At 72.5% G+C, this 13,897-nt stretch carries 9 protein-coding genes; 6 read left to right on the top strand and 3 right to left on the bottom strand.

Features of this window, described 5'->3' with window-relative positions; all coding sequences use genetic code 11:
* Position 1 precedes the first annotated feature (1 nt).
* Positions 2 to 1,504: a tripartite tricarboxylate transporter permease gene (locus tag IF20_RS24925; protein ID WP_052867525.1), complete on the top strand. Its 1,503-nt coding sequence runs from the start codon at positions 2 to 4 to the stop codon at positions 1,502 to 1,504.
* A gap of 141 nt (positions 1,505 to 1,645) precedes the next feature.
* Entirely contained in the window at positions 1,646 to 2,878 is a 1,233-nt protein-coding gene (locus IF20_RS24920) for a methyltransferase domain-containing protein (RefSeq protein ID WP_110944516.1), read from the top strand.
* A 22-nt stretch (positions 2,879 to 2,900) separates the two neighbouring features.
* On the opposite strand, the gene IF20_RS24915 is transcribed toward IF20_RS24920, so the two are convergent.
* On the bottom strand, positions 2,901 to 3,869 hold the full coding sequence (locus IF20_RS24915; protein WP_052867523.1) for a GNAT family N-acetyltransferase: 969 nt from the start codon (positions 3,867 to 3,869) through the stop codon (positions 2,901 to 2,903).
* Positions 3,870 to 4,276: 407 nt separating this feature from the next.
* Between IF20_RS24915 and IF20_RS24910 the strand changes: the two genes are divergently transcribed.
* The 3 genes from IF20_RS24910 (at position 4,277) to IF20_RS24900 (ending at position 6,722) form a co-directional block, all read left to right on the top strand.
* Positions 4,277 to 4,681: a GntR family transcriptional regulator gene (locus tag IF20_RS24910; protein ID WP_234426809.1), complete on the top strand. Its 405-nt coding sequence runs from the start codon at positions 4,277 to 4,279 to the stop codon at positions 4,679 to 4,681.
* Positions 4,682 to 4,940: 259 nt separating this feature from the next.
* Positions 4,941 to 5,723 (top strand): dimethylargininase, encoded by a 783-nt coding sequence (ddaH, locus tag IF20_RS24905; RefSeq protein ID WP_052867522.1) that lies wholly within the window; start codon positions 4,941 to 4,943, stop codon positions 5,721 to 5,723.
* Positions 5,724 to 5,741: 18 nt separating this feature from the next.
* The gene (locus tag IF20_RS24900; RefSeq protein ID WP_052867521.1) at positions 5,742 to 6,722 is read left to right on the top strand and encodes a pirin family protein; all 981 of its coding nucleotides are present in this window, start codon (positions 5,742 to 5,744) and stop codon (positions 6,720 to 6,722) included.
* A 382-nt stretch (positions 6,723 to 7,104) separates the two neighbouring features.
* Here the strand turns inward: IF20_RS24900 and IF20_RS24895 are convergent, their stop codons facing one another.
* Positions 7,105 to 8,217, bottom strand: a complete 1,113-nt coding sequence (locus tag IF20_RS24895; RefSeq protein WP_052867520.1) for a DUF5925 domain-containing protein — start codon at positions 8,215 to 8,217, stop codon at positions 7,105 to 7,107.
* Positions 8,218 to 8,479: 262 nt separating this feature from the next.
* Here IF20_RS24895 and IF20_RS24890 point away from each other — a divergent pair, with 262 nt between their 5' ends.
* Positions 8,480 to 9,787: a GH39 family glycosyl hydrolase gene (locus IF20_RS24890; RefSeq protein ID WP_110944529.1), complete on the top strand. Its 1,308-nt coding sequence runs from the start codon at positions 8,480 to 8,482 to the stop codon at positions 9,785 to 9,787.
* A gap of 55 nt (positions 9,788 to 9,842) precedes the next feature.
* Here IF20_RS24890 and IF20_RS24885 read toward each other — a convergent pair whose 3' ends face one another.
* Positions 9,843 to 13,892: a hypothetical protein gene (locus tag IF20_RS24885; RefSeq protein ID WP_052867519.1), complete on the bottom strand. Its 4,050-nt coding sequence runs from the start codon at positions 13,890 to 13,892 to the stop codon at positions 9,843 to 9,845.
* Positions 13,893 to 13,897 lie beyond the last annotated feature (5 nt).

Genomic DNA, 13,897 nt, shown 5'->3' with positions numbered 1-13,897 from the left:
GATGGACTCCCTGTCCTCACTCATCGACGGCTTCGGTACGGCGCTCACCCCGCTCAACCTCCTGTGGGCCGCCATCGGGGTGCTGCTCGGCACCGCCATCGGAGTCCTGCCGGGCATCGGCCCCGCCATGGCCGTGGCCCTCCTGCTCCCTGTCACCTACGGGCTCGACCCGACCGGCGCGTTCATCATGTTCGCCGGGATCTACTACGGGGGCATGTTCGGCGGCTCCACCACCTCCATCCTGCTCAACACCCCCGGCGAGAGCGCCGCGGTGGTCGCGGCCATCGAAGGCAACCCGATGGCCCGCGCCGGGCGCGGTGCACAAGCCCTGGCAGCCGCCGCCTGCGGACACTTCGCCGGCGGCATGATCGGCACGATCCTGCTGGTCGTCCTCGCCCCCACGGTCGCCTCGCTCGCCGTGGACATCGGGGCGCCCGACTACTTCGCCATCATGGTGCTCGCCTTCATCGCCGTCACCTCGGTACTCGGCAGCTCCCGCATCCGCGGCTTCGCCTCCCTGCTGATCGGCCTCACCCTCGGCCTCGTCGGCCTGGACCAGATGACCGGACAACAGCGGCTCACCTTCGGCTCGCTCCAACTCGCCGACGGCATCGACGTCGTCATCGTCGCCGTCGGACTGTTCGCCATCGGCGAGGCACTGTGGGTGGCGGCCCACCTGCGACGCACGGCGGGGGAGTCGATTCCCGTCGGACGCCCATGGCTGGGCAAGGCCGAACTGCGGCGCACCTGGAAGCCGTGGCTGCGCGGACCGCTCATCGGCTTCCCCTTCGGCGCGATCCCGGCCGGCGGCGCCGAAATCCCCACCTTCCTCTCGTACGTCACCGAGAAGCGGCTCTCCAAGCACCGCGACGAATTCGGTCGCGGTGCCATCGAAGGCGTCGCCGGACCGGAGTCCGCGTCCTCCGCGTCGGCCGCCGGCACGCTCGTGTCGATGCTGACCCTCGGCCTGCCGACGACCGCCGTCGCCGCGGTCATGCTCGCCGCCTTCCAGCAGTACGGCATCCAGCCCGGACCCCTCCTCTTCGAACGCGAACCGGAACTGGTCTGGGGCCTGATCGCCTCGCTGTTCGTCGGCATGGTGCTGCTGCTCGTCCTCAACCTGCCCCTCGCGCCGGTCTGGGCGAAACTGCTGCGCATCCCGCGCCCGTACCTCTACGCCGGAATCCTCTTCTTCGCGGCGGTCGGTGCGTACGCGGTCGGTGGCGAGCCGCTGGACCTGGTCATCCTGCTGATCATCGGGCTCATCGGCCTGGGCATGCGGCGGTACGGCCTGCCGGTGCTGCCCGCCGTCATCGGAGTCATCCTCGGCCCGGCTGCCGAACAGCAACTGCGGCGTGCGCTGCAGATCAGCGACGGCAGCGTCACCGGCCTGGTCAACACGCCGTTCTCGATCACGGTGTACGCCGTGATCCTGGTGCTGCTGGGATGGCCGTGGATCAAGCGGGTGCTCTCGCGCGGGCGCGCCGCGCGCGCGGAGGACTGAGAACCGGCGCCGGGCCGACCGGGGAGCGGACCCCGGCCGGTCCGGCGGCGCGTTCCCCGGCTCTGACCGGCGCCGCAGACCCCGAATCGGGGTTATCCACAGGCCGAAGCGAGTGTCAGTGCGCCCTGTCACTATCGACCCATGGCTACCGACACACCGGTCACCGACGCCGGTTACTGGGAATCCGCCGCCGAGCGGTTCGACGACGAGCCGGATCACGGACTCCGCGATCCGGAAGTACGCGCCGCATGGGCGGCCCGGCTGCAGTCCTGGCTGCCGGCCGAACCGTCCGACGTTCTCGACCTCGGCTGCGGCACGGGCAGCATGGCCCTGCTCGCCGCCGAGCAGGGCCATCGCGTCACCGGCGTCGACCGCTCACCGCGCATGGTCGAGGCGGCCCGCGCCAAGCTCGCGGAGTGGGACGCCCGGCTGCTGATCGGTGACGCCGCCCGACCACCGGTGACGGAGCGGCAGTTCGACGTGGTCCTGGTCCGGCACGTGCTGTGGGCGCTGCCCGACCCCGAGACGGTACTGCGGAGCTGGGCGCGGCTGCTGCGCCCCGGGGGCCGACTGGTCCTGATCGAGGGCCAGTGGGGCGAGGCGGACCCGGTCGGCTTCACCGCCACCGAACTGGAAGGCCTGACCGCGCCGCTGGCCCGCCGCACGCACCTGGAGCAGCTCGCGGGAGACACCGCACTGTGGGGCAGAGAGGTGGCGGACGAGCGGTACGCCCTCGTGGTCCACCCAGCGCCGCCGGCCCGCCATACGGAGGTGATCGATGTCCACCTGATCCTGCGTCGCGGAGACGAGGTCCTGCTCGCCCGGCGTGCGAACACCGGGTACGCCGACGGGCTGCTGCACGCACCCAGCGGGCACGCCGAAGACGGCGAGGACGTCCAGGAGGCGATGATCAGAGAAGCCGGAGAGGAGCTCGGACTTCGGCTGGGCCCGTCCGACCTCCGCGTCGCGCTGGTCATGCAACACCGCAGCCCCGAAGGACGCCCCCGGGTCGGCTGGTTCTTCGAGGCGAGGTACGGCGCGGGCGGCGAGCCGGCCAACCGCGAGCCGGAGAAATGCTCGGAGCTCGACTGGTTCCCGCTGGACGCCCTGCCGGACGACATGGTGGCCTACTGCAGAGCCGGTCTGGACGCGTACCGCGCGGGACAGCGCTTCCTCCTGCACTGGCACCGGCCCGGCGACACCATCGCCTACGACCCGGCAGGTACCCACCGAGCGATACCCCTGCCCCTGAGCCATACCGGCGACAACCCCGGCAGCGACACCGGCAACGACACCGGCGACAACACCCCGGAGGATGCGAAGCCCAGGGCGACGAGCGCCCACACCATGAGGCGGGGAGGAGGCCCACGATGACATCGGCGACGACGACAGCGGTTCAGGCCGGGCCACGCATATCCCCGGCGTCCACTCGCTGTGGCGGGGCGTCGAGCCCCCGGACGCAGCGCCACTCGGTGCCGAACGGCTCGTAACCGAAGCCCTTGTTGATGGCGAGCATCGGCGCGTTGGTGGCGTCGTTGCCCGTGAACGCCTCGGTACAGCCGGCCGCCCGGGCCTCGTGCAGCGCGCGCAACTTGGCGAGCTTGGCCAGGCCGCGGCCGCGGAAGGCGCGCTTGGCACCGGTCATGGCGGACGAGCAGCGGCCGAGGCCGTCGGCGGCCACGGCGCTGAACGCGGCCGGTTCGCCGTCGACCGTCGCGACCGTGGTGAGGCCGAGGTCGATGTCCGGATGCTCCCAGGTCTCGGTGAGCCAGTTCTCGTACGACATGGTGTCCGCGGGCACGTCACTCGGCTCGTCACAGGCGGCTTCGGCGTCGAGAAGGTACAGCGGATAGGGATCGGCGCCGAAGTCGGCGGCGGGACGCAGCTCCACACCAGGAGGGAGGTGATCGGGGAGCGGCGGCAAGGGAGTACGGGCCAGGTCGAGGCGGAGGAAGCGGGATGTGCGGCTGCGGTGGTAGCCGTTGCGCTCGGCGAAGACAGTGGAGCGGCTGTCCTCCTGGACCCAGGCGAAGATCCGGGCGGCACCGAGGGCCGCGAGACGCTCCTCGGCAGCAGCGAGCAGGGCGCGACCGGCGCCGTGGCCGCGGTGTGCGGGGTGAACCATCGGGTTCGCGATCGCTTGGCCCGGGACGGCGCTGTCGTGGACCAGGCCGGTCTTGGCGGCGCCGACGAGTTGGTTGTCCAGCTCGGCGACGAGGATCTGGAACTGTTGGGCGGCCGGGGCGTTGGCGGCCTCCCAGGCCACGGACTGCGGAGTGCAGACGAGGAAGGAGGCGGCGGCCCGATGTACTTCGGCGACGGCCTTGGCATCGGAAGGGCGGAACGCACGGACGGAGAGTGACATGCCGCCGGACGCTACGCCGCGCCTGCTCCGCACGCCTCCCAATATTGGGGCCGGGGCCGGGGCCAGGATTGGCGTCGGATCTGGGGCCGGAGCCGGAGCCGGAGCCGGAGCCGCGGCTGGGGCCGAAGCCGCGGGGGGGGGGGGGGGGGGGGGGGGGGGGGGAGGGGGGGGGGGGGGGGGGGGGGGGGGGGGGGAGGCCCCCGGAAGGCGGCGAGCCGAGTGACACGTCCCGAGGCACGAGGGCCCCCGCCCCCCGGGCACGCACCCCCCGTCCCCCAGAAGTCGCGCTTCAGGGATGCGGTTCGAGAGGCGCTTCTCCCGGTGTGGTGGCGGGGTGAGGGGTTCGGGGCGGAGCACAATGGGTGGGACAAAAGGTTCGTCGGCTCGGTCTTCTTGGGAGTGTCACTGTGGTCCTGCATCCGCTGCAGCTCGTTGTCGATCAGGAGGCGGCGGAGGCGCCGTACGAGCAGGTCCGCACCCAGATTGCCGAGCAGGCGCGCAGTGGGCGGTTGCCGGCCGGGTTCCGGCTGCCGACGGTGCGTGGGTTGGCGGGGGAGCTGGGGCTGGCGGCGAACACCGTGGCCAAGGCGTACCGGGCGCTGGAGAGCGACGGGGTGATCGAGACGCGCGGCCGCAACGGCACGTTCATCGCGGCCGCCGGGGACGCGGGGGCACAGCAGGCCGCCGAGGCCGCGTTGGCCTTCGCGCAGCGGGCACAGCGGCTCGGTCTCGATCATCAGGCCGCGCTGTCCGCGGCGGTGACGGCGCTGCGAGCCACCTACGGCGACGCGGGAGAGGCGAACGCGGGGTAGAGGGAGAAGCAGAGGCAGAGGGAGAAGAAGAGGAAGAGGCAGAGGAAGAGGCAGAGGAAGAGGCAGGAGTAAGGGCAGGGGCAGAGGCAGGGGGCGCCGCAAAAGTCGGCGCCTGGTGGGACGGTGGGATGGCATGTGCCTGTTCGGTGGATGGAGGGGCGCGTAGGGTGCACCCGCTCACTCGTCGTTCAGTAACGGCCGTGCGGTCGGGCGGCCGGCCGGTGCCGGGCGGCTCGAATCGCAGGGTGGTGGAACCGCTATGACCAGCAAGAAGGCTCTTGTGCGCCGGCCGAGTCCGCGGCTCGCCGACGGGCTGGTCACGCACATCGACCGGCAGCCGGTCGACGCCGGACTCGCGGTGCGGCAGTGGGAGACGTACGTCGGGACGTTGCGGGCGCACGGCTGGGAGACGATCGAGGTGCCGCCCGCCGACGACTGCCCGGACGGCGCCTTCGTCGAGGACACCATGGTGGTGTACCGCAACGCCGCGCTGATCTCGCGGCCCGGCGCGGACGAGCGGAAGCCGGAGACCGTGGCGGCCGCCGAGACCGTGGCGGCCCTCGGTTGCTTCGTCGGCCGGGTCCGCGAGCCGGGGACGCTGGACGGCGGGGACGTACTGAAGGTCGGCGACACGGTGTACGTGGGCCGGGGCGGTCGTACCAATGCCGAGGGAGTGCGCCAAATCCGTGCAGCATTCGAGCCATTGGGGGCACGGGTCGTCGCCGTACCGGTCAGCAAGGTCCTGCACCTGAAGTCGGCCGTCACCGCACTTCCCGACGGCACCGTCATCGGACACCCACCGCTCGTCGACGACGAGGCGCGGGCGCTCTTCCCGCGTTTCCTGGCCGTACCGGAGGAGTCCGGTTCCCACGTGGTGCTGCTGGGCGGGGGAAAACTGCTGATGGCGGCCAGTGCGCCCAAGAGTGCCGAGCTGTTCGCCGATCTTGGGTACCTGCCGGTGCCCGTCGACATCGGGGAGTTCGAGAAGCTGGAGGGGTGCGTGACGTGTCTGTCCGTACGCCTGCGGGAGCTGTCGGCATGACCGCCATATCGTGACGGTATGAGCAACCTCGATCTCAAGCCCGCGGCCAGTCTCTGCGGGGGTGGCGGCCGGACCGGACCGGTCCGGGACGTCCAGCCGGGCAAGCAGGTGCCGCTGGGGGAGTCCACGCTGGTCCGCAGACTGCTGCCCAACCTCGGCCGCAGGATGGTCGGGGCCTGGTGCTTCGTGGACCACTACGGTCCCGATGACATCGCCGGGGAGCCCGGGATGCAGGTGCCGCCGCATCCGCACATGGGCCTGCAGACGGTCAGTTGGCTGCGTGAGGGCGAGGTGCTGCACCGCGACAGTCTCGGCTCGCTGCAGACCGTACGGCCGCGCGAGCTGGGGCTGATGACATCGGGGCGGGCGATCGCGCACTCGGAGGAGTCGCCGCGCGACCACAGCCGGGTGCTGCACGGTGCGCAGCTGTGGGTCGCGTTGCCGAACGAGCACCGGGGGAAGATGCCGTCGTTCGAGCACCACAGCGACCTGCCGGTGATCACCGGGGGCGGTGGGCTGAGCGCGACCGTGATCCTCGGGGAGCTGGCGGGGGCGCGGTCACCCGGCACGACCTATTCGCCGCTGGTCGGGGCGGACATCACGTTCCGCGCGGGGACGCACGTACGGCTGCCGCTGGAGAGCGACTTCGAGTACGCCGTGCTGACGATCGAGGGCGAGAGCGAGGTGGACGGCGTCCGGCTGTCGCCCGGTTCGCTGCTGTACCTGGGGTGCGGGCGCGGCGAGTTGCCGGTGCGGGCCGATGTCGACAGCAGCCTGATGCTGCTGGGCGGCGAACCGTTCGAGGAGCAGATCGTCATGTGGTGGAACTTCGTCGCGCGCAGCGGTGACGAGGTGGCCGCGGCGCGTGAGGCGTGGATGGCGGGGGAGCGGTTCGGGACGGTGCACGGTTACGACGGTCCGCCACTGGCGGCGCCGCCCCTGCCGGCGGTTCCGCTCAAGCCGCGGGGACGGCAGCGGTCCACCGGCTCGCGGAGGTGAACCGGGACGGCAGCGGTCCACCGGCTCGCGGAGGTGAACCGGGACGGCAGCGGTCCACCGGCCCGCGGAGGTGAACCGGGGCGGTGAGGCGAACCGGCCCGCGGAGTGAACCGGCCCGCGGAGTGAACCGGGCCGGGGACCGAGCGCCTGCCGGGGCGACGGACCGAGCGCCTGCCGGGGCCGACAGGCCGAGCGCCTGCCGGGGGCGACGGGCCCATGGCCGACGTGTCGGCAAGTCGGCGGCCCGACGGGCCCACCTCCCTCTCCCCCGTTCCGTCCGAGGCGGCCCGACCGAGGATCGGCACGGGCGGTCCACTGACGATCGCCGGCGCGGCTGACAGGCGCCGGCCGGCCGCGGCGCGGTTCGTGGCAGCGGCACGGGTCACAGGTACAGCCCCGCGTCGGCGCCCGTGTCCTGGGCCGGGACGGCGGCGGGGCGGGTGCCCCGGCGGAGCGCGTACAGCTCGGCGAGGCTCGCGCCGTCGCGGCCGATGCCCTCGTCCGAGCCCAGCCAGCCGACCGCTTCGGTACGGGTGAGCGGGCCGACCTCGATACGGGCCAGGCAGCGGCCGGGCCGGACCACCGCCGGGTGCAGCCGCTCCAGGTCCTCGTTGGTCGTGACGCCGACGAGGACGTTGCGGCCCTGGCCCAGGAGGCCGTCCGTCAGGTTCAGCAGGCGGGAGAGCGCCTGCCCCGCGGTGTGCCGCGCCTCGCCGCGGATCAGCTCGTCGCAGTCCTCCAGGAGCAGCAGCCGCCAGCGGCCCCGGCCCGACGCGTCGTCCTCGCCGATGGCGATGTCCATCAGGTAGCCGACGTCGTTGAAGAGCCGCTCCGGGTCCAGGACGCAGTCCACCTGGCACCAGTCGCGCCAGGACCGGGCGAGGGTGCGCAGCGCCGAGGTCTTGCCCGTGCCGGGCGGACCGTGCAGGAGCAGCAGCCGGCCGGCGATCTCCTCGGGGGTGACCTTCATCAGGCCGTCGAGCGCGTCGGCGACCGGCGCGGTGTAGTTGGGCCGGATCTCGTCCCAGGTGCCGGCGGAGATCTGCCGGGTGGTGCGGTACGGGCCGCGGCGCGGGGAGTAGTACCAGAAGCCCATCGAGACGTTGGCGGGCTGCGGCTCCGGCTCGTCCTCGGCGCCGTCGGCGGACTGCGCCAGCACCTTCTCCGCCAGCTCGTCGCTGACCGCCGTGACCGTGATGTCGGCGCCGCGGCTCCAGCGCGAGATGAGCAGCGTCCAGCCGTCGCCCTCGGCGAGGGTGGCGCTGCGGTCGTCGTCGCGGGCCGAGCGCAGCACCTCGGCGCCGGGCGGCAGCAGCGTCAGGCCCTGCTTGACCCGCTCCACGGAGCGGCTGCGGGCGTACGGCTGTCGTCCGTTGGCGAACCGGCCCAGGAACAGGGCGTCCACCACGTCGGACGGGGAGTCGCTGTCGTCCATCGTCAGGCGGATCGGCAGCGACTCCTCGGCGGCGGCCGGCGGAAGGTGATCGGCACACATGGGGCCATGATCGGGCATGACCCGCACGCCGTACACGGAATTACCGGATTGCCCGGCCGGCCCGGAACCGGACACGCTCTTGACGGGCACTTGACAGGTGGCGCCCGGGTTCGTGTCCACAACGCACCCGTTACGCGCGATTGCGGCTCAACAGGTGGAATCCTGGCTAGGCTTGTCCGTTGTGGGACGTCATGGGGGGTTACGGGTGCCGATACCGGGACGGGCGCGGTGGGTGATCGCCGCGTTCCTCGGGACGGGGGCGATGGTTCTGGCGTTGCTCCTGGTCATATGTGGGATGTCGCCGGGCGGGCAGCGGGGCGGGGGAGCGGACAACGGGGTGCTCGGCGGCTCCGAGGCGATGGAGCAGCTGGGCTGGGGGTTCACGCACACCGAGTTCAGCGCCGACCGCGGCGAGCACGCCGCCGAGGTGGAGGCGGACCGGCTGCTCACCGACGATCCGATGCCGCAGAACCAGCACATCATGGGCTGGGGCGCGCGCAATCCCGAACCGAGCCCGGGGAGATACGACTTCCACGACCTGGACCGCCGGCTGGCCCTGATGCGCAGCACCGGCGGCACGCCCGTCCTCACCCTGTGCTGCTCGCCGGACTGGATGAAGGGCGGAAAGGCCGGGAAGACGGACTGGGGCGAGCTGGAGAAGGCGCCCGACGCGGACCATTACGAGGACTTCGCGAAACTGGCGGGGAAGATAGCGAAACGCTATCCGGAGGTCCGGCACTTCATCGTCTGGAACGAATTCAAGGGATTCTTCGACGAGGACCGGAACCGCTGGGACTACGAGGGCTACACCCGGTTGTACAACCTCGTCTACGAGGAGTTGAAAAAGGTCGATCCGGCGATCCAGGTCGGCGGTCCGTACGTCGTGATGGACAGCTACCGGCCGGGTGAGGACTCCTACGCGTCCGACCTCTCGGGGGACTGGGGCTCCGTCGACCAGCGCGTACTGGACGCCATCTCCTACTGGAACCAGCACAAGGCGGGGGCCGACTTCCTGGCCGTCGACGGCTCCAGCTACACCCGTGACAACTCCTACGCGCCGGACGAATTCGGGGCGACAAAGAAATTCGGTGACGTCACGCGGTGGCTCCGTGAGGAGACCGGGCTGCCGGTGTGGTGGACGGAGTGGTACGTCGAGGTCGCCGACGAGAACGACGACCGCAACGGCTGGAGCGAAACGCACCGCACCGCGGTACAGGCCACCGCCATGATGGAAATGGCGAAGGCCGGCGTCGCCACCGCGCTGTACTGGAATCCGCAGAACGAGGACGCGGACTGCCCCGGCTGCCTCTGGCGCAGCACGGAACTGGACGGCGGCGGCGAAGAACTGCCGATGATGAAGCTGCTCGCCCGGTTCGGCAAGGAATTCCCGCCGGGCACCGCCTTCCGGTCCGTCTCCGTCGCGCCGGACGACCGGCCCAACGTCAAGGTGCTCGCCGACGACGATGCCGTCCTGGTCGTCAACACCCTCGGCCGCCCCATCCAGGCGAAGATCGACGGCCGGACCTTCGACATGCCGGCCTACGGACTGCGCTGGCTGAAGCGGAGCTGAACCGTGGCGCCCGGGGCCGCCCCGGGCGCCGTCCCGCCCGTACCGCCCGTACCGCCTACGACATCGTCACGAACCGCTGGACCAGGGCCGCCAGGAACACCACGAGGAACGGCATCGCGAACCAGAACGTGCCCTGCACCCAGCGCTGTTTGCCGATGCTCGCCGGGAGCGCCACCCGGACGATCTCCCGGGTGCCCAGCAGCAGGAGCAGCGCCACCGCCGCCAGGCCGCCCGCCACCGACCACGGCGTCCAGGTGACCAGCGGACCGGCCGGACCCGGGGCGGGTTGCGGCACCGCGCCCGTGGGCGGGTCCGCCAGCTCGTACAGCACGGCGTCGTCGTTGACGAGCACCTGCCGCAGGTCGGAGCGGCGGTCCAGGGCGGCCTTCAGCCGCTGCTGCCAGCCGTCCGGATAGCCGCCGTCCAGCCGCAGCGCCTCGGACTGGCCGGTGTTGACGATCAGGTACGACTGCGGGCCGGCCTCCTTGAGCGCCCGCACCACCGGGCCGACGCGCCCCGGGTCGCGCGGCGCGAGGGTCGGCTCGTACAGCACGTGCTCCATGTCGCGGGCGCCCCACGGCATGTCCGGGGTGACGTTCTCGACCGGGTCGTCGGTCAGCCACAGCAGGCGTGCGGTCGGCTTGTCGTGCGCGTACACGTACTCCATCGACGCGACCTCGCCCGGCCGGGTCCGCTCGAAGGGTTCGTTGCCCCAGCGGGCCACGAGGAAGCCGAAGACCAGGACCAGCCCCGCCAGCAGGGCGGCGAGCGGCCCGAGACCGCGGCGGCCGGCAGCGGCAGCGGGTCGCGGGAAGAGCGCCAGCGCCCCGAGCACGCAGGCGCCCGGCAGCGCGAACATGAAGACGCGCAGCGCCATCTCGCCACCGTAGGACTGCATGCCGAAGGCGAGGAACGGCACGAAGGCGAGGACCGGGAGCGAGCGTTCGGCGAAGCCCGCGCGGCGCCGTCGCAGCACGCCCCAGCAGGCGAGTGCGAGCACCGAACCGGCCAGCAGCACCCGGGTGTAGAGCACGAGCTTGTGGGTGCTGCTGCCGCCCTCGATGCGGCCCGATACCGAGGACGTCAGGTTGGCGCCCAGGCCGCCGATGCCGCCGAACAGGTCGTCGAAGTGGCCCGACCAGTAGGGCTCGGCGAGGAAACCGATCCAGCAGACGACCATGACGCCGAGCAGCAGGGGCAGGCCGCGCAGCGTCGAGCGGCGGACCAGCACCAGGAAGATCAGCACGCCGAGCATCACGAACGGGGTGAGCTGGTGGCCGGCCACGGACACCGCGAACAGCGCGATCAGCACGCAGAGCAGGACGGCGCGTTGCCTGCGGTCCGCCGGCCGTACCTCGGTCTCGCCGGGGCGCAGCTTGCCGGGCAGCACCCGCGGGTCGCGGAACCACACCAGCAGGATCGCCACGAAGGCCAGGTAGAGCAGGTACGTGAAGCCCTGCGGCGAGAAGTAGTCCTGGCCGACCCAGCCGCAGAGCGCGAACAGCCATGCCGCGCTCCACTTCGCGCGCCAGTTCGCCCGCACGGAGCGCAGCAGCAGGAACACCGGTGCGAGGTAGAGGAGTTGCATGGTCAGCGGCCACCAGCGGAGCAGCGCGTCGAAGTCGGTGACGCCGCAGGCCTCGGCGAGGAACTGCGCGCCGGCGAAGAAGCCCGGCCAGCTCCAGCGCGCGTCCAGGTCCGGTACGGCGGTGCCGGTCCGGCCGATGTGATCCAGGAAGCCCAGGTGCTGCCAGGCGGTGGCGAAGCGCGGCTCGGCCTCCAGCACGGCGGGCAGCGAGTGCAGCGCCACGACGGTCAGGACGAGCGTCACCGCCAGCAGGACCCGGCGCGGCCGGGAGAGCCACAGTGCCGCGGCGAAGGCCACGGCGAGCAGCGCTGCGCCGGCCAGCGTCGCGACGGGCAGGACGGAGATCAGGCCGAGCCCGCCCATCCGGTCCAGGTCGGCGTCGCCCATCCCGCGCAGCGGCAGCCAGAAGAGCGCGAGCGCGACGCCGAGCAGCGCCCAGACGCCGAGGTCGGGCCGGCCGGCGAGGAAGGCGGCGGCGCCGCTGCGGGCCGGTACGGCGCCGGCCGGGCCGCTGCCGGCGGTACCACCGCGGGGGGCGGCGGAGACGGCCGGCAGCCGCACGGTGTGCGCCTCCGCGGCGTCCGAAGGCGCGCCCGACGGCGTGACGGCCGGCAGCCGCACCGTATGCGCGTCCGAAGCGCTCGGTGACGGGCCCGACGGCGTGACGGCCGGCAGCCGCACCGTGTGCGCGTCCGAAGCGCCCGGTGGCGGGACCGTCGGCCTGACGGCCGGCAGCCGCAGGGTGTGCGCCTCCGCCGGGTCGGCGCCGTCCGGCCCGGCCCCCGCCTTGCTGTTTCCCGCCGGGCCGGCCGATGGTGCCCCGGCCGGCGGCCGCTCCGCCGCCCAGGACGGCTTGCCGGGAGCGGGCGGCGCTGCGTCCGCACCGGCACCACTGCCCGTCGCCTCCGGTTCCCGGTACGCGTCCGCCACCTGTTCCTCCGTCAGTGGCGGCCGCACGTCGGGCCGCCGTTCCATGTGGTCGAAGTCCACGTGCACGCCCAGCGGCATCGTGTCCACGTCGCGCCGGGCCCGCTGCGCCCACGTGGGCCGGTGCGTCCCGTCCCCCTCCGCCGCCGCGCGGTCGTCCGGGAGCGTGTGCACCGCGTCGCCCAGATCGCCGTGGACGGCCAGGTCCGCCAGGTCGCCGTCCGGGGGGACGCCGTCGGCCGGCGCCTTGGCCAGCGGTGCCGCCGGCCGGCCCCGGACCACCCCGGCCAGCTTCACGGTGGCGATCGACGCGATCACCGCCACGCTGCAGATCTCCGCGACGCCCGCGCCGGTCAGCCCCATCCGCGGCAGCAGGAGCAGCGTCAGGCCCAGCACGAGGACGCACAGCAGGCCCTGGAGGTACGCCAGCCCCGAGGTACGGCTCTGCGCGCGCAGTACCGCGAAGTAGGTCTCCATCACCACGCGCAGCGCGGCGCCGACCGCGAACCAGCGCAGCAGCGGCGTCGCCGCGTCCGCGTACCCCTTGCCGAAGACGCCGAGGACGTACGGCGCGCACACGAAGAGGAAGAGGCACACCGGCAGCATGATCCGGGCCATCCGGCGCAGCACGGCGCGGGTGTTCTCCGCCAGCCGCGCCGGGTCGTGCGAGCCCTCCACGGTCAGCGAGGCGCCCATGTTGATGGCGAGCAGGTTGACCGTGCCGCCGATCGTGGTGGCGATGTAGAAGTACGCGTTGTCGGCCGCGCTGACCTGCGCGGCGACGATCACGGGGACGAGGTAGACCACCGCGAGCGAGAAGAGGGAGCCGGTGTAGTCGCCGGCCAGGAAGCGGACCGCCTCGCGGAGCGAGGGCGGCCGTGCGGTGCGCGCGGTGGCGGCCTCGTGCCGGGGTATCAGCCGCCGGAACACCAGCCAGCCCAGCGGGATCACGGACACCGCGATGGCCGCGACCCAGGAGACGAAGACGCCCGCGGTGGGGATCGCCACTGCCAGCACGACCAGGAGGGCCAGCTTCACGGTGGAGAACGCGAGGTTGCCCAGCGGTACCCACAGTGCGCTGCGCAGCCCGGTCAGCACCCCGTCCTGGAGCGTCAGCAGCGACCAGGCGATCACCGCAACGATGAAGCCCAGGCCGTTGAGGGTGCCGTGCAGGAAGCGGTAGGACGGGCCCCACAGATCCAGCGTCAGCAGGAAGATGCCCGCTGCCAGCGCCACGACCACCGAACTGCCCGCGTACGTACGGAGCACCAGCCGGCCGGTGCGCCGCCCGGCGACCGGGATGAAGCGGGCCAGCGCCCCGGTCAGGGTCACCGCGGTCAGCCCGGCCAGCAGCTTCATCGCGGCGATCGCCGCCGAGCCCTGGCCGACCGCGGACTCGGTGTAGTAGCGCGCGGCGACCAACCAGAATCCGAGGCCGAGCAGCCCGGAGATGCCCGTGTTGAGCATCAGCGCGTAGGCGTTGCGGAAGAGGGGCGCCCCGCCGCCGCCCCCGGGGAACCGCAGCTTGCGCCCGCCCGTCGCCCGCTCGTCCTGCCTGCGTTCCTCGGTCCGGGTGGTCGTGTTAGACACTGGCT

The organism is Streptomyces niger (assembly GCF_000718305.1).
In the GTDB taxonomy this organism is placed as follows: Bacteria; Actinomycetota; Actinomycetes; order Streptomycetales; family Streptomycetaceae; genus Streptomyces; species Streptomyces niger.
The sequence above is the reverse complement of the archived record's forward strand: the minus strand, read 5'-3'. Positions and strand labels throughout refer to the sequence as shown.